Origin of the sequence: Buttiauxella agrestis (genome assembly GCF_900446255.1) — a bacterium.
Taxonomy (GTDB): Bacteria; Pseudomonadota; Gammaproteobacteria; order Enterobacterales; family Enterobacteriaceae; genus Buttiauxella; species Buttiauxella agrestis.
This window is the reverse complement of sequence record NZ_UIGI01000001.1, coordinates 4554161-4578390: the sequence shown is the minus strand read 5'-3', so window position 1 is coordinate 4578390 and position 24230 is coordinate 4554161. Positions and strand designations below refer to the sequence as shown.

General features: G+C 56.6%; 7 protein-coding genes. 1 reads left to right on the top strand and 6 read right to left on the bottom strand.

Annotation, left to right across the window (positions count from 1 at the left end):
• Window positions 1-42: 42 nt before the first annotated feature.
• On the top strand, window positions 43-2607 hold the full coding sequence (locus DY231_RS21645; protein WP_115631489.1) for an ATP-binding protein: 2565 nt from the start codon (window positions 43-45) through the stop codon (window positions 2605-2607).
• 212 nt (window positions 2608-2819) lie between these two features.
• Here the strand turns inward: DY231_RS21645 and DY231_RS21640 are convergent, their stop codons facing one another.
• The 6 genes from DY231_RS21640 to DY231_RS21615 form a co-directional block, all read right to left on the bottom strand.
• Window positions 2820-4925 carry a site-2 protease family protein gene (locus DY231_RS21640; protein WP_256682693.1) on the bottom strand — a complete coding sequence of 702 codons (2106 nt, stop codon included), beginning with the start codon at window positions 4923-4925 and terminating at the stop codon, window positions 2820-2822.
• On the bottom strand, window positions 4922-6274 hold the full coding sequence (locus DY231_RS21635; RefSeq protein ID WP_115631487.1) for an efflux RND transporter periplasmic adaptor subunit: 1353 nt from the start codon (window positions 6272-6274) through the stop codon (window positions 4922-4924). The genes DY231_RS21640 and DY231_RS21635 overlap by 4 nt, the downstream gene beginning before the upstream one ends.
• Window positions 6271-7167 (bottom strand): efflux RND transporter periplasmic adaptor subunit, encoded by an 897-nt coding sequence (locus DY231_RS21630; protein WP_256682692.1) that lies wholly within the window; start codon window positions 7165-7167, stop codon window positions 6271-6273. Before DY231_RS21630 ends, DY231_RS21635 begins: the two co-directional genes overlap by 4 nt.
• A 7-nt stretch (window positions 7168-7174) precedes the next feature.
• A complete protein-coding gene (locus DY231_RS21625) occupies window positions 7175-9097 on the bottom strand; it encodes a TolC family protein (RefSeq protein ID WP_256682691.1) in 1923 nt (640 codons plus the stop codon).
• A gap of 10 nt (window positions 9098-9107) precedes the next feature.
• On the bottom strand, window positions 9108-21812 hold the full coding sequence (locus DY231_RS21620; RefSeq protein WP_115631485.1) for a cadherin-like domain-containing protein: 12705 nt from the start codon (window positions 21810-21812) through the stop codon (window positions 9108-9110).
• Window positions 21813-22295: 483 nt separating this feature from the next.
• Window positions 22296-24074: a sodium:solute symporter family protein gene (locus tag DY231_RS21615; RefSeq protein WP_115631484.1), complete on the bottom strand. Its 1779-nt coding sequence runs from the start codon at window positions 24072-24074 to the stop codon at window positions 22296-22298.
• Window positions 24075-24230: the final 156 nt, after the last annotated feature.

Below are 24230 nucleotides of genomic sequence, written 5' to 3'. Positions count from 1 at the left end.
GCAATTCTGTTTCCATACTTTCGGTTACAGTCCGGAGCCAACATGCCTGCACCCCGCACACCCTTTCTCACCAGCGCCCGTGGACGTTTGCTGTCTTTTAATTTGCTGGTAGTGGCGGTGACTTTGCTGGTGTGCGGCGTGGCGATTTTAGGTTTTGATCACGCCAGCCGTTTGCAGGAGCAAGTCCAGGGGCAAACGCTGAGCGATATGTCCGGCAGCATGGAGTTGGCGCGGGATACCGCCAATGTGGCGACGGCGGCGGTGCGTCTCACGCAGGTGGTGGGTGCGCTGGAATATCAAAGTGAAGCGCAGCGTTTGCAACAAACGCAGCAGGCGCTACAGAACTCGCTCAATCATCTGGCGAATGCCCCGCTGGCCAGTCACGAACCGGAGTTGGTTACACGCATCACGGAGCGCAGCAACGAGCTGGAAAGCAGTGTCACACGGATGCTGGAACTCGGTCATCGCCGCCATCTGGAGCGCAACGCGCTGCTCAGTGCGCTGTATCAAAACCAAAGTTACTTGCATCATATTCAGGATATCAATGCCCGTGACGGGCTGGCGCTGCCGGAGGCGCGCCTGTTAACGGAAATGGACCGCCTGATTCTGATTGCCATTCAAACGCCATCGCCAAAAGCGACCGTGGTGCAGCTTACCGACGTGATGGAGCAACTCCCAAAGCACGCCGCTTCACCGCTTGTTGATGGGATATTGCAGGAGTTCACCGCTCATTTGCAGCAATTGCTGCCACTTGCGGATCGGCTTGAAAACAGCGACCTCGGAATTTCCTGGTATATGTACCACATCAAAGCGCTGGTCGCGTTTTTGAATCAGGACATCAACCTGTACGTGCAAAAGGTGGCGCAGGAGTCGCTCAACCGTACCGAGCAGAGCCACAAAGAGCTGCAATCGATGATTGCGTTTATCGGCCTGTTTGCCCTGCTGGCACTGGTGATTACGGGGTTTGCCGGGTGGTATATTTACCGCAACCTCGGCTCGAACCTGACGGCGATTTCCCATGCGATGACGCGGCTGGCGCGGGGCGAGCGTGATGTTAGCGTGCCTGCGTTGCAGCGGCGTGATGAACTGGGTGAACTGGCGCGGGCATTTAACGTTTTTGCGAGAAACACCGCATCGCTGGAACACACCTCGAAACTGCTGAAAGAAAAAAGCACGCAACTGGAAACCACCTTCCACGCCATGCGCGACGGTTTTGCGCTGTTTGATAACGATGGAATCCTGGTGGTGTGGAACCCGCAGTATCCGCTGCTGCTGGGGCTTGCGCCGGAACATCTCCAGCGTGGGCAGCATTATATGAGCCTGCTAAAACAGGTGACTCCGCTCCAGGAACATATCGTTGAGAACCTTTCGCGCCCGCTTCCTAAACCGCAGGAGCTAAGGCTTGCGGACAATCGCACTATCGAGCTGCGTTTTAGCCCGGTGCCGGGGCGCGGCATGGTCAACGTGGTGCTGGAGCGCAGCGAACGTAAAGCGCTGGAGGAGGCGCTGGTTCACAGCCAGAAGATGAAAGCGGTGGGGCAATTAACGGGTGGCCTGGCGCATGATTTCAACAACTTGCTGGCAGTGATTATCGGCAGTCTGGAACTGACATCTGTGGATTCGCCTGATGCCATACGCATTCAACGCGCCTTAAAAGCCGCCGAACGTGGCGCGCAGCTGACCCAGCGCTTACTGGCGTTTTCCCGCAAACAGTCGCTGCACCCGCATACGATATCGATGAAAAATCTGCTGGAAAACCTCGACCCGCTGATCCGCCATTCGCTGCCTGCCACTCTCACGCTTGAAATTGAAGCCCAGCACCCGGCGTGGCCCGCCTGGATTGACGTTAACCAGCTTGAGAATGCGATTATCAATCTGGTGATGAATGCGCGTGACGCGATGGATGGGCAAAGCGGCAGCATAAAAATTCGTACCTGGAACCAGCGCGTGGTGCGTTCGGGCGGTGGAAAGCAGGATATGGTGGCGCTGGAAGTGATAGACAGCGGGCAGGGGATGTCTGCGGAGATAAAAGCCCAGGTCTTCGAGCCGTTTTTCACCACCAAACCGACGGGGAGCGGCAGCGGTTTGGGGTTGTCGATGGTGTATGGATTTGTGCGCCAGTCCGGTGGACGAGTGGAAATTGAAAGTGCACCAGGGCAGGGAACGTTGGTACGTTTACAATTGCCACGCGCGCCCGCGCAGGCGGTCAGCGAAGTATTACCGGAACCAGCCGGAGCTAATGCTGAAGAGAACCCGTTAGTGTTGGTGCTGGAAGATGAACACGATGTGCGCCAGACGCTCTGCGAGCAATTGCATCAGCTTGGCTATCTGACGCTGGAAACCAGCGACAGCCAGCAGGCCATTCAATTGCTGAAAGATGTGCCGGATATTCAGGTTGTTATCAGTGATTTAATGCTTCCTGGACCGATGAGCGGGGCGGAGGTAATCCTGCACGCTTGCGAGCATTATCCGCATCTGACCTGCTTGTTAATCAGTGGCCAGGATCTGCGCCGCAGCGGGCAGCAACTGCCGCCGGTCGAGCTTTTGCGTAAGCCTTTCAACCAGCAAAAACTGGCGCAGGCTTTGCGCCTTGCTCGGAATCAATAAAATTTTGTGTCAGGTTTGCAAATCAATGAAAAGGTCATCGTCAAACAATTGACTCAAGGCTCAGAAGCAGACATTAATAGAAAGACCCCTTCCAGTATCCCAGGAGGAAGTGGGTGGGTCCAGGACACAACTTAGCCGCCACATGTATTGATATGCACCTCACTGATCATCCTGTAGCAAGGACTTAGCCCCTCTGCAAAGAGGGGCTGACTTTACCCGTCTTTCCCCATTCCCGTCTGCTGAATTAACATCAATGACACGCTATTAAACCAGCGATGCGCGAGACTCTGGCGTTGGCTCTCAACTGAGATTTCGGCGAGATTCTCCCGATTTAGCTGCGTCGTTTTCCCGTCACCTTCAATCGACACGCGATACCACACGCCTTGCGGACGCAGATCTTTTGCCTGAGCCGTCGGGTTAAGCTGCACCGGCCCGCCATGATCTTTAGCCAGCAGCAGCGAGGGCAGGCGCGTCACCACGTTATGATCGATAGAAACCACACGCCCGATAAGCGGATGCCATTCACCGTTCTGATAAATTTTGGCGGGTGAACCCACCCGTAATCGCGCCAGATCTTCCTCGCCCACCAGCGCTTTCACTCGCCAACGATCGGCATTCACCAGGGTCGCGATGTGCGACGTTGGCGAAACCCAGCTTCCAGGCTGCAACGATAAATCACGGTCTTCAATCCTTCCCGCAGACGCCGCCACCAGCCGCAGACGCAGCAATTCGCTGTTGCCCGCACTTTGCTGGAGCGAATACTGGCGTGCCATTTGGTCTGCCAGCACCTGTTTTGCCGGGCCGTCTTTATCCAGACCCAACGCACCCCGCGCGCTGAATTCCCAGGCTCGGCGCATCTCTTCGGCCTTGCGCTGCGACGTTTCCGGCAGCGGGGCTATCAACTCAAACAGCGGTTGCCCGGCTTTCACTTCTTGCCCGTCGGTGACAAAAACCTTCTCAAGTTTTGCGCTGTAAGGCGTATAAATCGGCTGCACAAAACCGGCTTCAATCACGCCCGGCAGGCTCACTTTATTCGACCACGGCACAAAAATGGCCAGCAACACGACGGCGGTAATCAACAGTAATCTGCGGCGATAAAACGGCTGGCTTTCCTGCCGACGCGCCCAAATAGTTTTGATTTCTCTGATCATCGGCTGCACCACAAAAGTCACAATCTCTATTAAAAACAGCACTACGCCCAGCGCCTTAAAGAAGGCGTGATAGACCAACACCGCGATGCCGATAAACAGTAGCAGGCGGTAAATCCAGGTCGCGAAAGCAAATACCGTCAGAAAGCGGGCGAAGGCCGGAGTGACGTTATCGGGCTTTGGGTCGTTGATGCCAAACAAATGCCAGCGCATCGCCCGTTTCGCCCAGTTTCCGGCGCGCTCGTGGAGGCCTGGAAAGTCGAGAATATCGCTCAGAATGTAGTAGCCATCGAAGCGCATAAACGGGCTGGCGTTGACCACCACCGTCATAATCCACGCGGTGGTGGCGAGGAAAAACAGCGCGTTTTTCACGCTGCCTTCGGGGGCGAATGACCACAGCAACGTCGCCCACGCCGCCAGCACCAGCTCAGAAACAATCCCGGCGGCGGCGATTTTTAGCCGGTCGCGCGAACGAATCAGTTTCCAGCTTTCGCCGGTGTCGGTGTAGGCCATCGGCAACATCACCAACAGTGCGACGCCCATATGCCCGACCCGCACGCCATGCTTTGTGGCGGTCAGCGCGTGGCCCATTTCGTGCCAGCATTTGGAAAATACCAGCGCGATGGCAAACGCTACGGCACCGTGCCAGTTCACCGAATTATGCAGCGTGGCGACGACGGTATCCCATTGGCGAGCCGCCAGCACAATACCGGTAATTGCCACAAACAGCGTCAGCCAAAGAAAGGTTTTGCTGAACAGCGGTTGCACCCACGGCAGCGCTTTGCGCAGGGCTTTTTCCGGGTGAACCAGCGGAATGCGGATAAACAAATAGCTGTGCAGCAGCCATTTCCACGCCGAAGATGCCGGGCGAAAACGGGCGGTGCGCAGCAGTTGCTGTTGCTGCAAAAACAGCACAAAGGCTTTGATATCGTCTTCTTCGACATTCAGCGTGGTTTGCTGATTAATCGCCTGCGCGATCTTCCCTGCATCGGCTAATTGCCAGCGCTTAAGAATTTCAATTTCCAGCCAGCCGAGACGGAAAAACAGGTTTCGCACCGGGTCTGATAAATGCCACGCCGGGGAACCGTCGCGGTTGCTGCCCGCGCTGTTGAGGCGCAGTTCATCGCGCAGCGCGGGCCACGGTGGAGCGGTGGCAGCGGCGTTGATCACCAGCCGCTCCCGGCACGTAATGTGGCGATGGGGCGGCGCAGCAGCAAGTAACCGAGCAGCGCCCAGTCGCCCGTCACGCGAGCCGTCCCCTGCAAGCCGATACGCGCCACAGCCGGTTTGCCATCAAGCGTGCCGCGCAGCAGATAACTGGCGATGCCGTTCGGCGCTTCGACGGTTTGATAGCCCGCGTAATCCAGTTTCGCGGTAAACGAGTCCAGCGGCGCGACTTTCAAAAACACTTTCATCGGCGCACCGTGATCAAGGTTGGTGGACTCGCTCACCGGCGCCCAGGCGCGAACGCCTAAATTGTTCGGATCGGCCAGTAAACCAATGCGCTCGCCGGTCTGTACCGGGCGGCCAGCCCAGTCATCCGGGTCGGAATAGACAAACACGCCGTTGCCGGGGGCGCGAATCGTCAGTTTTGCCAGATCGCGTTTTATCGACTCGACTTCGACTTTTTTCTCGCGATATTTGCCTTCTGCCATCGCCAGTTCTGATTTCGCCTGCTGATCTTCAATGGCTTGTTGCGAAGCCTGATGCAGCGTGGTTTCCGCGGTTTCCAGTTCCGCCTGCGCCACTGCAAGACGGTTGTGCAGCGTGGTGTCGTCAAGCGTCGCCAGCACCTGGCCTTTCTTCACATCGCTGTTAGGCAAAACCACCATGCGTTGAATCACGCCGGAATCCGGGGCGGCAATCACTTCACTTTGTAGCGAGATAATTTCAGCGGGAACCAGCGTGTATTCCCGCACTGGAATACACATCACCAGCACAATCGCCAGCAGGATATAAGCCAGACGCCGCCCGGTATTACGCTGCCAGAATTGTCGGAAGCGCGAGGGTTTTGCGGTCAACGCCCACCAGGCGTATCCGTATAAACCGCTCAGTTGCAGTAGCGCAAATTCCGGTGAATCCGGGGCAAGCGAGGTCGGCCAGGCTTCATCGCGCCCTAAAAACCACAGCGCGTGAATTTCGCCGTCGGCACCGGTTAACGGCAGCACCCAAACGTGCGGCGGCAGCCATTCGCTCCACTGGTGGGCGAGGGGTTCACTGAGTTGTGCCGGTGCCAGTGCCAGCACGCGGGCTTCGGGCGGCAGCGCCCGGCAATGGGGGGCGATTTCTTTGGCCACATCCGCCAGCCACAAGGCGTACGGCGTGTTGTTATCGGTATCGCTTAACCCGGAATGGGCAACCAGTTTTGCGCGGTTTGCTGCACTGAGGGACAGCAGCGCCGCCTGGCGATATTCCACCAGTTGGCGTGTTTCATTACATATCGCGAAGCCTAACTCTGTGGAGTGGCTTATCGCTTCTACCCTTGCAGCAAGCTGGTAGAAGGCTGTTGGGGAAGTCACGAATTTGCAGCTCCGCTTTTCAGGCAACGGTTTTCATCCGGCGGGCAAATTGCCACGGCTTGCCCGCTCATCCCTGGCAGCACGTCGTCCGTTTTTTCCGGGAAGCGGGTTTCGATTTCGATGGTCTGGCTGACGGCGTCCACTTTGCCGCTGATGTTGGTCACGGTGAGCGGATATTGTTTGCCCGTTTCGCCGACCGAGGCATTCAGCTGCGAGCCAATTTTCAGCCACGCCACCCAGTTTGATGGCACGTTTAAACGCGCGCGCAATGTGCCGCTGCCGACGAGATCAATCACCGGTGCTCCCGCCCCAATGCCCTGACCTTCTTTGACGTAGATTTTCGCCACCCGTCCGTTAAACGGCGAGATGAATTTGCACTGCGCCAGTTGGGCGTCAAAAATTCCCATCTGGCCTTTGGTACGGTTCACTTCGGAGGCGGCTAAACCCACTTCCAGTGCGGCGGCAGACTGCAAACCTTGCAGTTTTGCTTTGGCTTCGTAACGCAATTGCGCGGCGTGATATTCCGCTTCGGCGGCATTTTTACGCGCCACCAAATCGCTACAGTCCATGGTCGCCAGCACTTTGTTTTGCGTGACCGAATCGCCGAGCTGCACGTTGATTTTCGCCATGCGTCCGGGAACCACGCTGGAAAGTGGGCTTTCGCGGTTGGCGAGTACCAGGAAGCGCACCTGGGTGTTACCGTCCTGGGCAAACGCAGGAACAGCCAGGCAGGAAAGGGCGCAGATTAACCCGGCGATAAATTTTTGTCGGATGGCGCTGCGCTTATCCGACCTACGAAGACCATTCAAGGATGTATTCACCGGACGAAAATGATTCGCATGTTTTGTAGGGTGGATAAGCGTAGCGTCATCCACCATTGTTTTTGTATTCATAAAAGCCTCATGGCGTCGCGGTCAGAACAGGGGGTGCTCCTGCGAGCCTCTGCAAATCACTGGTAATGGATAACGTCGCGGCTTCTGCCAGGGCGGTAATGGAACGTGTGCTGGTTTCGTTTGGCAGATAACTGGTGTACTGGCGCGTCAGCACTTCGGCTCCGGTCGCATCTTTCACGCGCATCGTCCACACGCCTTTGCGCGTGCCGCTGCTGGCTCCGGTGCTAAAGCTCATTTGCAGATTTAGGCTGTTTGGCGACGGTTCCAGCGACAGGTGATTGGCTTCAATCACACGGCCAACCGACTGTTCGACAGCACCACGCGACACGCCGGACGGCACGCGCGTAATCTGAATCGCAATCGGATGTTTTTCCACGCTGATGCCTGCGGTACGCGCAAACACGCTGCTCTCTTGCTGGCGCAAACTGGTGGCGATTTGTCGCGATAAGCTGGCAACGTCGGTTTTTGCGACCTGATCCGGCAGTAAGTCAATCCCCACGGAGTTCAGTACGCGCCCGTAAGCGGCCTGGGCTTCGGCATACGATGAGGCTTCCTGGAAGCGCGACACAATCGAACGCGCCTGAGTACGCAATGTTTCGAGGTCACTGGTCAGCGAGTTGTCAGATCCGGCGCGGGAAATACTCGCCAGGCGTTGGTCCACCTGCGCGGATTGCTCGGCAATCTGGAAGTCATACGAGGCGAGTTTGTAGCGCTCGGTTGCTACACGCACCTGGGTCAGAACCGCCATACTCAGCGCCATACGGCGAGCGTCGTCGGTTTGAGCGCGGGCATCGCTGGCGTTACTGATGGCCGGAATACTCAGCAGTTTAAACAGGTTCATCGAGACACCCACGCCGCCTTCAATCCAGTCATTGTTGTAGAGATAATCGTTAGAGTCGTAATTCAGCCCGGCGAACAAGTTCAGGCTCGGGAACAATGAGGCGATCTGGCGCTTGGTTTCGTAACTGTCGATACGCGTTTTGTAATCTTCTTCGCGCAGCTCAGGGCGTCGTTCGAGCGCCATTTGCTCAAGTTTATCGATATTTGTCGGTGCCGGAGCCAGCGGTGTTGGCGTGTCCTGCAACACCAGCGGCGTGCCTGGCGGCAAGTTGATAAGCGCCGTCAGCTCGCTTTTCGCCAGCTCCATTTGCTGGCGCTTCTGGTTCAGCAAGGTCATGGCATCCAGCAGGGCGCGTTGATATTCCAGCCCTTCGATTGGCGGCAGGATCCCGGCCTGTTCGGCCTCACGCGTTTTATCCAGCGCCTGGGCAATTTGCTCGGCCAGCGGTTGAGTTTCGTCGAGTAAACGCTGCGCACCCAGCGCACGCCAGTAGGCATCACGCACTTCCTGGACGATGTTTTGCAGCACTTTACGGCGGCGTTCTTCGGCAATGTTGACTTCATCGGCCTGCTGTTTGGCGCGGAAGTAGCTCATCCCGAAATCGAGCAAATCCCAGGAGAAGGTGGCGCTGGAAAGATAATGTTCGCGCTCTTCGGACGTGGACGGACGCAAGCTGACCAGCCCGTCATCGATGCCGACGCTGGTGCCGCCGGAGTCGTTATTGCGCCAGCGATAGCCCGCATCTGCCATCAGTTTGGGCAGCATGTCTTGTTGCGAAACATCCAGCAAACTGCGCGACAGCGCGGTTTCCATCATTTTCAGACGGTAGTCGAGGTTGTATTTCAACGCGCGCGCCATGGCGTCGGACAACGTCATGGGGCCGCTGAGTGCTTCCTGCCCACGGTACATTTCTGCCCGGTCACGATTCACTCGCGCGGTTATTTCATCCTGAGAGAGCGGTTCCGGTTTAATGGTGCCACAGCCTGCCAAAATCAGCACCGCAATCAACCCGGCAACAGGTTTGACTAACGGCACGCCACGTTTTTTTTGTTCAGTTATCACGTATGCGTTCATCGTTGTTATTTCCATCTTAAAGCCTTTACCGGCGAGTCATTGTCGGGACCGCAATGTGTTTTCCAGATGCCAAAGTGTGTTTCTCTAAAGCCGCGAGCTGCGCCGTGAGCGGTTGTGCCCCCAGTGCGATAACCGGAGGTTGTTCAATGGTTTGTTCAACGGGTGGTTCAACGGCTTTTTCAGGCTGCCCTACGGCGAATGGGCCAAATGAGTTCCCCAGCGAGTTTTGCCCCAGACCGTTGCTTTCAAGGCCTGGCAGCGTGCGTTGTTCACGCGTGTCGTTGTACCAACGCGAGAACAGCACCGCCTGTTGCATGACCGGCGCATTGGCATGTTCGATGCCATAACCGTAGGCGGCAAACCGGCTGTTAAGGCGAGTTTGCAGACCCACTGAATCGCTTTGTAAATCATAGACCAACGGCAGAATAAACAAGCCCGGCTCGTAGCTTTGGCTATAAGGCGGCAGCAATTCCTCTTCTTCGCGACCGAAAATCTGGTCGCCGTCCCGGTTGTCGGTGTTTGGCATGGCGGTGATGCCATGAATCAAAATGGTCAGACGCGCTTCGCTTGTGTTCCCGTCGCTGTCGGTGATGGTGTAAACGAACACTTCGCTCAACGACGCATTGGCTTCAAGGGCTGCCACACGCGGGTCGCTGCTGTTCACCTGGTAACGCCAGTTGCCCTGGTTGTCGAGCGTCAGCGTGCCGTATTGCCCGGAGGTATTGCCGCCAATGATGCCCGTGCTACCGGTGTTTTCAGAGCTGACGCCGGTGACTGGCCCATTGCTTGCCGCCCCATCCGCCCCGATACGGTCATCGTTAAACAGGTTGCCGCTGGCCGATTCCTGGCCCTGGTCCTGCAAGATTTCGGCGTTGTCATCGGTGGCGGTTGGCGAATCGTTAAACACCGTGATGCGCAACTGGCCGATGGTGGCTCCGTTGACCTGCACGGCGTAATCGTTGTGCGTGCTGACAAACCCAGGCTGCGACACCGCTCCGCGCAGGGTGAAGCGGTAATCAATGCGGCCTTCGCCGTCGGCCGGGCTGTAATACGCCAGCAGCGTGATGGTGCCGGTCACGGTTTCGATAGTGATTGGCGACAGCGGATTGAGCTGCAAAAGCTGCTCGGCGGTGATCACCCGCCCCTGGAAGGTGAGGGTGCGCAGTTTATCCAGCGACAGCACATCCAGCGTGCCGCTGACTTCCTGAGCGCCTGGGTCAAGCGGCGTCAGGCCAGACTCTCTGACCTGAATTTCCACCGACGGCGCAACCAGAATGCGCAATGTGCCGTTGGTTTCGCCCCCTTCATTGCCATCGCTCACGGTGTAGGAAACGGGCGGAACGAAGCCGAATTTGCTGCTCACTGGCGTAAAGGTGTAACTGCCGTCGCGCAGTACCGTCAGGCTACCAACGCCCGCCAGCACAGCGGTTTCGCCCGCGGCGTAACGTTGGCCGCCAAACTGGAAGCTGGACAGATGAATCGGGTCGCCGTCCGGGTCCGAATCGTTGGTTAACACGTTGCCGGAAACCGCGTCCCCTTGCGGAGTAATGACCCCTTCCGGGCTGACGACGGGCGCGCTGTTAATGACATGAACGGTGACGGTGGTGGTTTCAGTGACGCCGCCGCTGGTCACGGTGTAGGTGTAGGTATCGGTGCCGACAAAACCCGCGCGCGGCGTATAGGTTATCTGCCCGTCTGGTTGTAATACGGCGCTGCCGTTTTCACCGTTGGTCACGGCGGTGATGATGGCGTTCGGGTTCTCGAAGTTATCGTTGGCGAGGACATCCGTCGTCACCGCGTTTCCGGCGTGGACGGTGGAGTCGTCGGCATTAATATCGGCCACTGGCGAAATAATGATATTCAGCGTGCCGGTCGAGGTGCCGCCAATCAGCGCATCGTTAACGGTGTAAGTGACGGTGGGCACCACGCCGTTCCAGTCGGCAATAGGGGTTAGCGTGTAACTGCCGTCGCTGCGTAAGGTAAATTCCCCCACGCCCGCGATAATCACCGGATATCCCGCAGGCGCAGTTTGCCCGCCGACGCTAAATTGCGTGACGGTGAGCGGGTCGCCGTCGGGATCGGTGTCGTTATTCAGCACGTTGCCGCTGACGACATTATCTTCCGGCGTAATGTTGAGATCCGGGCGCGTCACGGGCAGGGTGTTTTCCACCGTGACGTTAACCGTCGCCCTTTCGATAATTCCGCCGCTCAGTACGGTGTAGGTATAAGTGTCGGCACCGACATACCCCACGTTCGGCGTGTAGGTGATTTTGCCGTTGACGATGCTCACCGTGCCGTGGCTACCCTGGGTCACGCTCTGAATAATTTTATCGCCGTTGGCGAAAGTGTCGTTGGCGAAGACATCGGTGGTCACGGAAGTGTTGCCGTGTACCGTGACGTTATCGTCAAAGGCATCTTTTACCGACGTGATGATGACCCGTAGTTTGGCTTCGGATTCGCCGCCATTATTGCCATCGCTGACGAAATACGTCACTTCCGGCAAAGTGCCATTCCAGTCGGCGACCGGGGTGAACGTCCAGTTGCCGTCCGCCTGCATGACCAACACGCCCATATTGGGGATGTTGAGCGCGCCGCCCGCCGAGTAAATCGTCGTGCCATCCACGGTAAAGCCGGTGAGGGTCAGTTTGTCGTTATCAGCATCGCTATCGTTGGTCAGCACATTGCCGCTCGCCATGCCATCTTCTGGCGTGGCGTTGCTGTCGTCAGCCGCCTGTGACGCGGTGTTGGTAATGTTGACGGTGACAAAGGTGGTTTCACGCACGCCGCCGCTGGTCACGGTGTAGCCAAAGATATCGGTTCCCACAAAACCCGCGACCGGGGTGTAAACCACTTTCCCGTTCACAATCGTTGTGGTGCCGTGCAGGCCGTTGGTGGTGGCGGTTATCTGATGGTCGCTATTTTCAAAGGTGTCGTTGGCCAGAACGTCAATGACGACGGGCGTTCCGGCGTGTGTGGTGGCGCTGTCGCGGGCGATGTCCTGCACTGGCGTGACGGTCAGCGTCAGAGTGCTGCTGCTGGTGCCGCCGTTTCGCCCGTCGCTAATCTGGTAGGTAATCACCGGCAGCGTGCCATTCCAGTCTTTGACCGGAACAAACGTGTAGGTGCCATCCGCGTTGAGGGTAAATTGCCCTTGCCCGGAGATAAATACCGGGCTGCCGACCACGCGAGAAAGCGAATCGCCAGCCAGGGTGAAGCCTGTGACGGTCAGCGTGTCCTGAACGGCGGGGAGGTTATCGGCGTCGGTATCGTTGGTTAAGACGTTCCCGGCGAGGGTCGTGTCTTCGTCACCTGCATTGACATCAGGCTGCGCCACCGGAGGGGCGTTGGTGACGGTGATGTACACCGTGGCAGTTTCGGTAATGCCACCGCTGGTGACGGTGTAGGTGTAACTGTCGTTGCCGACAAATGCAGGCGCTGGCGTGTAGACAATACTTTTGCCGTCAGGGCTTAATTTAACGGTGCCAAATTTGGCGGTGCCTAAGTCGCTGATTTCCTTGTCCGGGTTGACGAACGTGTCGTTGGCAAACACGTCCGTCGTCGCGCTGGTTCCGGCGTGCATCGTCACGTAGTCATCGGCGATATCCTTCACCGGGTTTACCGCGATGTCGATTTTACCGACCACGATCGCGCCGCCGTTGTCATCCGTCACGGTGTAGCTAATTTGCGGCACGATGCCATTCCAGTCGGCGACCGGCTTGAAGGTATATTTCAGGTCAGACGTCAGGGTGAAGACCCCGACACCTGCAATGTCAGCGCTGACGGGAACACCGTTATCCGGCACCGTGAATGGCGTGGTTATGCCGTCAATCTGGAATGACGTCACTCGCAATACGTCGTTATCCGGATCGGTCACATTCAAAAGGCCGGTAAGCGGTGCGCCGTCTTCGTTCATGACGAGCTGCATATTGCCGCTCAGTGGTGACGTGTTCGTGACCAGAATCGAGACAATTGTGGTTTCAGTTATGCCGCCGCTGGTGACGGTATAGGTGAAGCTATCGCGCCCCGAGTAGCCCGCAGGTGGCGAGTAACGCACCGTGTTATCCGACAGCACTTCCAGCCTGCCGCCTTGCGCACTGATCCCGGAAACCGAGACCTGGCGGTCGGCGTTGGTGAAGGTGTCATTGGCTAATACGTTAATAATGACGGCGTCATCAGAGTGCGTGCTGGCCTGGTCTGCCTGAATATCCACCACGGGCGTCACGGTAATCACCAGCGTGCTGCTGACTTCGCCGCCCTGGTTGCCGTCACTCACGGTGTAGTTTATTGGCGGCACGATGCCATTCCAGTCAGCGAGCGGGGTAAATAAATACAGCCCTTCCTGGGTGATGGTGATTCGGCCCATGCCGGGGATATCAACCGGGGTCAATCCCGCCGCGTAATCGGTGCCGTTAATCGTGAATTTAACAATGCTCAGATTATCGTTGTCGCCATCCGTCGCACCGCCAAGCAGGGTGTCGAGGATCGGGCGGTCTTCCGTGGTGGTGATATACACATTCGGCACCGTCGGCGCGGCGTTGGTCATCGTGACCGTGACCGTCGCGATTTCAGTGACGCCGCCGCTGGTGACGGTGTAGGTGAAGGAATCTTCGCCGACATAACCCGCATCCGGCGTATAAACCAGTTGGTTATTCACAATACTCACCGAACCATGCGCAGGCACACCGGTGCCGGTGATGGTGGCGTCGGCATTACTGAAACGGTCGTTGTTTAGCGCGTTAATGGTGACAGGTGTCCCGGCATGCGTGGATACCGAGTCATTCACGGCGTCTTGAACCTGCGTGACGGTGATTTCCAGGGTGCTTTGGGTCGGCGGGTCGAAGGTATTATCCGACACGCTAAACGTGATAATCGGCACTTTGCCGTTCCAGTCGGCAATCGGCACGAAGGTGTAAGTGCCATTGGCGCGCAGGATAAAGGTGCCTTTATCGGCAATAACGACGCTATCGCCCGCCTGGAATGTTCCTGTGATTCCCGCAATCTGGAAATCGGTCACGTGCAACGGGTCGTTATCGGGGTCAACAATGGTATGCAGCACGTCGCCATTGAGCGCCGTATCTTCCGGCGTTGACGCTAACTGTTTGGTCGGCGTGGGCGGTGTGTTGGTCAGCAGAATAAACACCGTGGCGGTTTCGGTAACGCCGCCGCTGGTGACGGTATAGGTATATTTGTCCTGGCCGACATAGCCCGGCGTCGGGGTGTAAATCAGCGAGTTACCGGGGCCGCGAGTCACGGTGCCGTGCGTACCCTGGCTGAAATCGGTGACGGCCCGATCCGAGTTTATAAAGCTATCGTTTGCCAGCACATCGGTCGTAATGACGGTGCCGGTATGCTCTTTTTCGATGTTATCGATCGCATCGTCTACGGCGGCAATGTGCAGCCCTAACGTCGCGGTTTTGTCACCGTTCATGTTGCCGTCGGTCACGACATAGCTCACCAGAATATCGCCGTGCCAGTCGCCGCCTGGGGTGTAGTTGTACGTCCCATTAGCATTAACGGTCAGGGTTCCGTGGCTGTCTGCCAGCGTCACGGTGGTGCCCGCGGTGTAGGTTTGCCCCTCAACGGTGAAGGTTTTCACCGTGAGGGTATCGACGGCGCCATCCGGGTCGCGGTCATTGGTTAATACGTTGCCCGAGGCCGACGTATCTTCGTTAAGCGTCTGGTTTTCGTTGGCAACAATCGGCGCCTGGTTGGTGACATTAATTGTCACCGTTGCCTGTTCCGTTACGCCGCCGCTGGTGACGGTGTAGGTGTAAGAATCGGTGCCGACAAAGCCCTGGTTTGGCGTATACGTCAGCACGCCGCCGACGTAAGTCAGCGTGCCGTTTGTCGGTTGCGTCACCGTGGTAACGGTTTTATCCGCGTTGGTAAACGAGTCGTTAGCCAGCAGGTCGCTGGCATTTTTAATCAGCGGCACATTGGCGTGAGTGGTGAAGCTGTCGTTGTTCGCGTCAGCCACTGCCGTAATGTTCACACCCAGCGTCGCGGTATTTGACCAGTGCGAAGTCGGGTCGTTATCGCGAGCAAAATCGAAGAAATTCACCCGACCGCTAAAGATCCCGTTGGCGGTGGTGTCGGTGGTGTCGGAGGCGCGCAAATGCAGGCCGCCGCTGACTGAACCGTTGTAATCGGCGGTCGGCACAAAGCGCATCTGCGTGGTGCTGGCGAGCACAAAGGCGCGGTTCTCACCCAGATCGGACGGGATCGCCTGCCAGGTGGTGCCATCAAAATATTGCCATTGGCCTTTGCTGGCATCGGTGTCATTGGCGTAAATCGCGATGTAACTCAGGGCGCCGCTGGCGTTTCCGCCGCCTGCAATCGCGGTCTGGTTATCGGTGGCATCACCATAAACCGACTGGAAAAGTTGCCCGACCGTCTGCGTGCCGTTGGTGTCTTCGGCGATAGTCAGCGTTTTATCACCCAGCGTTGGGCGGTCGTTAATGTTGGTGACGACGGTGCTGAGGGTGATGACGGTTTCACTGTAGATTGAGGTGCCGCCATGCCCGCCCGTGGTGTTGATATCGGTGACGCTGCCGTTGGGAAGAACCGTCGGCGTGGAAGATATATCGCCGTTGGCGTTGGTTTCTACCAGCCGGACACCCAGCGTTGCCGGGTTGCCAAAATAGTTTGGCGCAGGCACAAAGCGTAGTGACGAACTGGCCGTCAGGATTAACGCGTTACTGTCGCTGCGGTTGCCCACGGCAAGCCAGTTCACGCCATCGAGCGAATACTGCCATTCGCCCTGAGCGGCGTTGGTGGTTAATTGCGTGATAGCCACGCCGTAGAAGTTATCCGCCAGGGAGCCGCCCGCGCCGCCATTGGTGCTGTTATCCACGGTGTCGTGCTGGTCGTTGAAGAATCCGCTAAACAGGCTGTTAACGCTTTGACCGCTAACTGAACTCCCGAGCGTGTCCTCTTCGAGCGTCGGGATTGTCACCGTCGGCGTGCCGACGACCACGGGCGCGTCATTCACCGGATTGACCGTGAAGGTAAAGGTGCGCGTTGTGATCAGTGCCGACGAGGTGCCGCCAGGGCCATCTTCGTATTCGACCTGGCCTGGGTCGGAATTAGGATCGGTCATATTGGGTAATGTCCCCGGGCGCGAACCGGAGTTACCGCCATCGTTGACCGCCACCGTCACGCCAAAATTGCCGTTCCAGTCCGACGCCGCGGCACTGCCAGGTACGTCAGGCAGCGAGACTTTTAGCCCCGCGAGGTAAGTATTAATTTGCGCATATGAGCCGGTAAACGTCAGCGTGTCGGTGCCTGCTCCGGTGACGGTGCCGCCGCTGCCGGTTGGCGCGACAAAGGTAAATCCGTTCGGCAGCTTAACCGTCACCGTCATGGTCTGGCTGCCCGCATCCACATCGCTGAGGGTGATCGGTGGCAGCGTGACCGTGGCGTTGTTTTCATCGGTGTTAAGCACCGGGCTGCCGCCCAGATCGATATGCGCCGGGTCGTTGATACTGCTTTGGAAAACGGTGCGATACGTGGTGGCAACGTTTAGCTCAAGCCCGGTTGGGACTTTAGCGTAAGGGCTGGTATCAGTAGTCGGAACGGGTGAAGTCCCATCGCCTGTAGGATTGGCATTATCCCCACCGTTGGCACCGGTCGTCAGTCTGCCGTTTGCATCGCGCATGCGGTCATCAACAATCACTTCGACGCGGAAATACTGGTCAGCATCATCCACCTCGATGCCGCTCATTCTCACCTGCAATTGCGCGAGATAAGCATTGATTTGGTCGATGGTACCGGTGATCACCAGCGGCGCATTCACGCCATTTGCCGGCGGGTTGATGCCATCCGGGCTGGTGGATTGCACCGTCACACCCGAGGTGGTGTTCAGCGAGGAGATATTCACCGCTGAGTTTTGCTGGTCGCGATACTGCCCAACCAGGAATGGGTTGCCGTTTTGATCGGTGATGCGAACGGTCACCTGCACGATATTTTGTTCGCCTGTCGCAATGCCGCCCGCATCCGAAACATCCGGGTCGCTTATCACAAAACCGCCGACGCTGTTGCCACCGGGCGCGTTGTTATCAAGCAGAATCGTGTCTGTTGGCGCGGTCACGGTTGGCGCATCGTTCACCGGCGTAATGGTAATGGCGATTTGCACATCTGCTGGTACTGCGCTGATAGTGTTCCCGACGCTAGACGCCGAGGTATCCAGATGAATATTGAGCGTCACATCGCCTGCCGCCGCCGCGTTTTGATCGTGGTTGGCATCTTTATCGCTGAGGTAAGTCAGGCCACGGGTCGGGTCATTGAGCAACGCCTGAATGGCGCTGGCGGTGCCGGTTAGCACGAGTTGCCCGCTGTTATCGCCCGTAATCGTGACGCCATCGATAATAAAACCGCTGTTGTCATCTGCGCCTGCAATCCCCAGCTGGCCCTGGGCGACGGTCAACGTCACGGTCACGTTTTTGCCGAAAGCCGCTGACTCGTCATCCGCGATGGTGATATCACCCCCGATAATCGTCGGCTGATCTTCAAAGGTGGTTTTGTCGGTGTTACCGACCACCAGGGTGCCAGGGTCATTGGTTTCGGAGGCGTTAATCACCACCTGATTAGCGGAGATGTTGCCGTTACTGGCGGGAACGCCAGCCAGATACCAGTTGTAAGTGGTGCCATCAACCGCGCCGGGCGGGGTGCCGAATGCCGGAGTCGCAGGCTGGTTTACCGGGCCGCCGTTAGCCGCCCCGTCTAAATTACCGTTGGTATCACGCAGGCGGTCATCGGTGATGACTTGCACCTGGTATTGCGCGTTGCGATCATCAGGGAAGGTGACGGTCAATCCCGCCAGCGCCGCGTTAATCTGGGCGACGGTTCCGGTGATCACCAGATAGCCATTGATACCGCCTGTGACGGTCGCTCCGGTGTTTACCGCCGCCGTCAGCACGATGTTGTTGTATTCGGCCTGGCTAAAGGCGCTGCCATTGCTGTGCAGTAAGCGCACGGTGGTTTCGAGGATATTGGTGGCGCTTGAACCGCTTGCGATATCCGGGTCGGCCACGGTAAAACCGTTGACGGCGTGTGAGCTGCCGCCGATATCAATCGGGCCAGAAGGCGCGGTGACGGTGGGTTTATCGTTGGTCGGCGTGACATTAATCGCGAAGTGATTCCCCGATTGCTCTTTGTCGCCATCCGAAAGCGTGAAGTTAAAACCATCGGCATTCAGACCGCTGCCTGCTGCCTCATCGCCGTTGTTCAGGTAGTAAATACGGCCATTGTTGATGTCCGCCTGGGTAAAGGTGGAGCCGTTGCCGAGGAAGCTAAAATTCACGCCGTCGGTGGAGTACGCCAGGCGTCCGTGAGCCGGGACGGTGGAAACCGTATATTGCACCTGCTCGGGCGAGCTGTCCGGGTCGTAGGCCTGAAGCTGGGAGCTGTCGAGCTGGACGTAACCGCCTTCCACCACCGTAGCCGGGTTGTTGGCGGGCTGACCGCCGATGTTATTGGGCGAGTCCGGCGGCACGGTGATATCCGGGCTGTCAGGCGTTGCCGGGATCATCGGGCCATCGTTAACGTTGGTGATGATAATCCCCACCGTCGCGTTGGCCGCAGACGCAGTACCCCAGCGATCCACCGCCGAGACAATAAAGCTGGTGCTGCGGACTTCAGATCCGTTACTGACAAATCGCAGCCCGCTGCTGTTATCGTTTTTCAGCAGGCTGGCATCGAGTTTTAGCGTACCGATATCGGCGCTGGTGATCGTGACCCAACTGGTGCCATTGAAATACTGCAACACGCCACCGGTTGGCAGCGACTGGAAGACAATTTTTAGGGCGTTAGCTCCGACAACTTCGTTATTGAGTGCGTAGTTATTACTGCCATTAATATTGGCGATGTTTTCCCACGGCGAGCCGCTATTGGCGTCATCCGGGTCGTTTAAATTCAGCTGCGAGGTGGTGATATACACCGTTTCGCCTTCTGCCAGAACCGTGTTGGATGAGCCTGTAATCACGGGCGCATCGTTAACCGGAGTGACGAAAATTTTAAGCTCTGGATTCCAGGTCACTGCCACCGGGTTGCCATTGGCGTCGAGCGTGACTTGCCCTGCGGAAACGGAGAAACGCGCATTAAACTCGAAGTTTTCGCCACCGTCATGAACGATGCGCACCAGGCCTGCATCCAGTTCGGCCTGGGTGAAAGAACCAAACGCGTTAACCGCGACCATGCCGCCGTTGCCATCACTTTTCATGATGGTGAGGCCGCTTTGGCCCGCATCGGTCCCGAGATAGGTGTACACAATTTGATCCGGGCTAATCCCTTGCACCACATAACTCATGCCCGGCGTGGCGTCGGAGATGTTTCCGGTGCCAGACAGCACCAGCGAGCCGCCTTCGTTAATCGAACCATGCGGCGGCAGCGTGGGATTGGTGACATCCGTACCGATGTACCCTGAACTGTTGGTGCTGTCGGGAATACTCCACGGCGGGACGTTATCCGGCGTCGGGTTGTTTGCCAGGCGCACCAGGCCAATTGTGAACTGGAAATGGGTTAATTGGCTGCTTGCCGCCTCGCCGTCCCAAATCCCGCCCTGGCGGGTAAATGTGGTGCCGTCCGGGTTCCAGCGCAGCGCGGTGGAGTGGTCAATCACGCGGAAGTTAAACACGTCGATGCCGCCCGGTTGCGCATTCAGATACTGCGTATACGCGACTTTCCCGCCAATCACGTCTTCCATGGTGAAGGTGTCGCCGGTCTTTAACAGCAAGCCGTTGAGCGTCAAATAACCGTGCGTCAGCCCGGCGGTATCCACAATAAAACTGACACGATCGGCCGAGGAGTCGGTATCCAGGCTGGTGAGCATTTCGGGCGTAAGCACCACGTCAGCCGGGCCTGGCACCACATCGGCATGCAGGCTGGAGTCGGTATCAAGGAACGGGTCGTCATCCACCTGTTGAATATCCAGCTTGATGATGGCATCGCTGCTGGCAGACGTAGCCGTACCACCGCCCTCGTCAGTCACGGTCACGCCGAATGAATCCGTACCTACGTTATCCTGGCCGTCATTTTCATAGGTCAAAAAATTGCGTTCGGCATAGCTGAACTGCTGGCCTTGTGTGACCGGTACGCCCTTAAAATAAAGTGTGCCGTGAGCGGGCAGTGCAGTAATGGTTAGCGTGAGAGTGATGTCCTGCGTATCGCCACCACTTTCGGCCACGATGTACTGCCCGACATTCCCCGTGTTGGCTGCGTTTTGCGGCTGGCCTTCATACACAATGCCCCCGCCGCTAATGGTGGGCGGCTGGTTTTCTGGGGCAATCTCAAGCGTGACGCTTACGGTGTCGGATTGGCCGATGGGCGTTGCACCGTCGTTCACTTTGGCGGAAAACCCGTCGGCGGTGTTTTGCGTGTCACCCGTCGCGGTGTGAACATATTTCAGCGCACCGTCGCGCACGTTTTGCTGAGTAAACACCGACCCCACGCCCAGGCGCGTGCCGTTGAGCGTCAGATAACCGTATTGTGGCATTGCCGTCAGGCTGTAGACAATTTGCGATGCGCTTTGCGCGCCAATCTGTAATTCAGGATCGAGTGCGGCGAGCGTAGCTTCAGTAATCACGGTGCCCGAACCGTTTCTTTCCGGCACGATGAGCGTGCTGTCGGCGACCGTGACCGGGTCGTTGGCTGGCGTAATCGAAATGTGCGTGACCAGGCTGTCGTTACCGGAAAGAGTGAGGACAAAAAACTGCACATCGGTTGAGGCCGACTGATGCCCCAGTTCGGTATCACTGGCGGTGAATTTCAGCGAGTTAAGCCAGGCCTGGGCATCCGCCACGCTCCCGACGAATTCCAGGGTTTTCCCGGACGTTGCACCGTTAACCAAATCCCCGGCGGCAGCATTCGTTAAGCTCACGCTAATCGCGACGTTTTCATCGCTGACGTTAAGCGTTAAACCACTGAAACTCCCGGTTTCAGCGCCCGGACGCAGTGTGCTTGGCTCCGAAACCACCATATCCGGCACGCGAGTGGTGATTTCCGGCGCTTGTAAAACCCCGTCATAAGCCAGGGATAACGAGCGCGTTTCAATGACGCCAGTGCTGGACTCAAGCGTCCAGTCTGCGGCTTTTGCCGCGCTGCCGGTTTCGTCATTCGACGCCGCCACATCCGCATGGGTGTAATCCGCCATGCGCGTAATGAGCACGGTATCTTGCGCGGTGACATTGCAGCCATACAGCAAAATATCGCCATCACTCGTGAGCTTTTCGCCCAGTTTTTCTAGCTGCTGCTGATACTGCGCAATCGTTTTATCGTTAAGTTTGTCGCTACCGAGAGTGATTTCATCGCTCGCGCCGTGGCTGATGATATGAATCGCGCTGATATTTTTATCGTTTTTTAGGGCGTCATTAATCTGCTCAAGCCCGGACTGCTTTGAGTCCAGCACCAGCACGCGACTGCCCTCTGGCAACTGGCTGACCAGCGACTGCCAGTTCTGCACGTGGCTGTCGACAACATAAACCTCGTGCGGAGCAGGGGCGTCAGCAGGTGCAGGCGCGGGCGCGGTAATAGACGCCGGAGCAGGGGCGGTTGATTGCGGCACAATCACCGCTTTCGAGGCGTCCGGCGCATTATTGTGATGCTGCGCGTCTGGCGAGTTATCCGCATGGCTTGCGGCCTCAGCGACGGCTGCGCCATCGAACAATTGTCGTGGCTCCAGAGCGAAACGGTGATGGCGAGGGCGGGTGGGGTTGTCTCTTCTTTGTGTCGACATAGCGGTGCATCACTCTGTTAGCGCGTCGGTAGCATTAAGATAATGATACAACGTGTTTACATAATATGAATGTATTAGGCGGGCTTATTACATAATATTTACGAATGTATTGGGGGTGAATTTTCTGAAATATTCACATGCTTTTTATAGGGTTTTAGGCAGGAGGGAGGATGGCGGAATAAAAGAACTAAATTGTTGCCTGGGCTAATAATAAAGCGACGTACAGATTGGGTGGTATTTTAATTTTTTCGTCATGGAATAGTGACTATCTAAGAGTTCAATGCATTATTAAACGTGTATTGGCAAGAACGACCAGAGCCAGATTAGATTAAATAGTAAGCAATACTTTTATATTTCTAATAATAGCTATTATCTGAGAAATAATGAGTTACTAAATAATGTTAGCAGGATGTGAAAATAAATAAAAAGCCACCGGGTTCGGTGGCTTTGGGGGATTAAGTGTGTTGTCTGTTTACGTTGAGTTTACCGTTGCGTTTGCGTCGAGGGCTTGAGAATGACGGTAGCATCATCCATTCGCGCACTGCGTTTTAGCGCATATCCGACAGCAAACACCACCGCAGCACAGCCCAGGAACAGCAGACGGCCCCACATTGGGTTTGGAATCAGCATCATCGCAGACAAGCCCGCAGCCATGTAGATAGTCAGGTCGCCCAGCTTGTTACGTTGCATACGGTCAACGATGTCTTGTGCGTCGTCTTCAACACACTCCGTTTCGACATCTTTAAAGAATGCATCTGTAGCGGCAACATTGCTGTCGGCCTGCGGTTTGTAGAACAGAGCGCTCAGGCAGAAGAAGCCGCCGGTCAGCACCAGGTGTGCAACGATAGGAATGATGGTTTTCAGCTCGCTCACTTCACGGCCAGTCAGTGTTTCAACACCGAACCAGGACATGACGTACTGCGGCGTGAACACATCAACCACCATCCAGGAGACGCCCAGACCGAAGATAACCGTTGCCCACGGCGCCCAGGAAGGCGTTCTGCGAATCAGCATACCGAAGAATAATGGCACCAGAATCGGCGATTGCAGCAGGGTCGCGACTTGCATCATCAGGTCAAAAAGGCTCAGGTGCTTGAGCGAGTTGAAGAACTGCGCCATGAAGATAACCAGCAGGCCGTTCACCAGGCAGGCAATTTGGCCCGCACGCAGTTGCTCTTTGTCGGTCGCTTTGCCTTTGCGCACAATCGTTGCGTAGAAGCTACGTACGAAGATACCGGAGTTACGGTTAAGTGCTGAGTCCATAGAGGACATGGTTGCGGCGAACAGGCCAGCCATCAACAGCCCAACGGTCCCAAGCGGCATCGCTTCGCGGGCAAACACCAGGTAAACCGCATCACGTGCTTTCGCGCCAAGTTCTGGATACTGTGCGCCTGCATTCGGGTAAAGAATCGCCGTCGCCCACGGTGGAATGAACCAAATCACCGCCCCAACCAGCATCATTAGCAGCGCCATTAAAGCGGCCTTGCTGGCGTTTTTGGAGTCTTTAGCATTCAGGAAGCGATAGGATTCCTGCATGTTGTTGATACTTTGCAGCTGTTTCACCACGAAGAACAGGAAAGTGCCAACCATCAGTAATGGGTAATTCATATCCGGGCCAGTAAAGAAGCCGGATGGGAATTCAGTCACGATGTTTGCAGGGCCGCCCACTGCCCACAGGGCAACCACTGCGCAAGCTACGGAAATAACGGCAATAACCAATGTTTGAATAAAGTCAGATGCCACGACGCCCCATGCGCCACTCAGCATGGAAATCGCCAGCACCGCGAGGCCGGTAATCCAGATAGTCGTGATGATATCGGCGTTAAATACGGCGGAGGCAAATACCCCAAGGCCGTTTAACCACACGCCAGCGTTAATCACGCTCAGCGGGATAATCACCCAGGTAAAGAACTGCTCGTTGACCGGGCCAAAACGGCGGCGAACCGCTTCAGTTGGGGTATCCACGCGCATTTGGCGGAAGCGGCGAGCGAAGTATGCCCACGCCAGAAGATAAGCAAACATGTTGCCGATAAACACCGCCAGCACGGCGAAGCCATCGGTAAAGGCTTTACCAGCGGCACCCGTGAAGGTCCAGGCGGAGAACTGCGTCATAAATGCCGTTGCCCCAACCATCCACCACAGCATCTTGCCGCCACCGCGGAAATAGTCGCTGGTGCTATTATTCGCCATTTTTTTAAATAGCAGGCTAATCGCCACCATTAATAAAAAATAACCCGCTATTACAATATAGTCGTAAGACATTTTAGTACCCCATGTCCGTATGAGTAAGTTTCAACTGGAAACATTAAAACACCGCACTCATATAACTTGAAATAGCGTTTCAATGTTTATTTGAAATAGCGGACGAGGATCATGTTTTAGGATTTCTCCGCTACTGGCGCTCAGGCCTTTTTCTTA

What these genes read in the sequence shown, in the direction of transcription:
- DY231_RS21630 (WP_256682692.1), bottom strand. Translation starts at nt 7,167, where the DNA reads ATGAATACAAAAACAATGGTGGATGACGCTACGCTTATCCACCCTACA.
- DY231_RS21620 (WP_115631485.1), bottom strand. Translation starts at nt 21,812, where the DNA reads ATGTCGACACAAAGAAGAGACAACCCCACCCGCCCTCGCCATCACCGT.
- DY231_RS21615 (WP_115631484.1), bottom strand. Translation starts at nt 24,074, where the DNA reads ATGTCTTACGACTATATTGTAATAGCGGGTTATTTTTTATTAATGGTG.
- DY231_RS21645 (WP_115631489.1), top strand. Translation starts at nt 43, where the DNA reads ATGCCTGCACCCCGCACACCCTTTCTCACCAGCGCCCGTGGACGTTTG.
- DY231_RS21625 (WP_256682691.1), bottom strand. Translation starts at nt 9,097, where the DNA reads ATGGAAATAACAACGATGAACGCATACGTGATAACTGAACAAAAAAAA.